We start from the raw sequence: 267 nt of genomic DNA, 5'->3' as shown, positions 1-267 counted from the left end.
CCGCTGTGAAGCGTCAAACATCGAGCATCGTGATGCTAAGGCCGTGAAGCCGCCCCGGAGCCTTCGGGCAAAGGGGAGTGGTGGAGCCGCCGAACCAAGCGGTTAGTAGGTGAGTGATGGGGTGACGCAGGAAGGTAGTCCATCCCGGGCGGTGGTTGTCCCGGGGTAAGGGTGTAGGCCGTGCGATAGGCAAATCCGTCGCACACAAGGCTGAGACCTGATGCCGAGCCGATTGTGGTGAAGTGGATGATCCTATGCTGTCGAGAA

Annotated in this window: 1 rRNA gene; it reads left to right on the top strand. The window is 60.3% G+C overall.

Annotation, left to right across the window (positions count from 1 at the left end):
- Positions 1 to 98 precede the first annotated feature (98 nt).
- A 23S ribosomal RNA gene (locus M8J74_RS43520) occupies positions 99 to 267 on the top strand; the annotation flags it as partial.

This window comes from Streptomyces panaciradicis, assembly GCF_023516615.1.
Lineage (GTDB): Bacteria > Actinomycetota > Actinomycetes > Streptomycetales > Streptomycetaceae > Streptomyces > Streptomyces panaciradicis.
The sequence above is the reverse complement of the archived record's forward strand: the minus strand, read 5'-3'. Positions and strand labels throughout refer to the sequence as shown.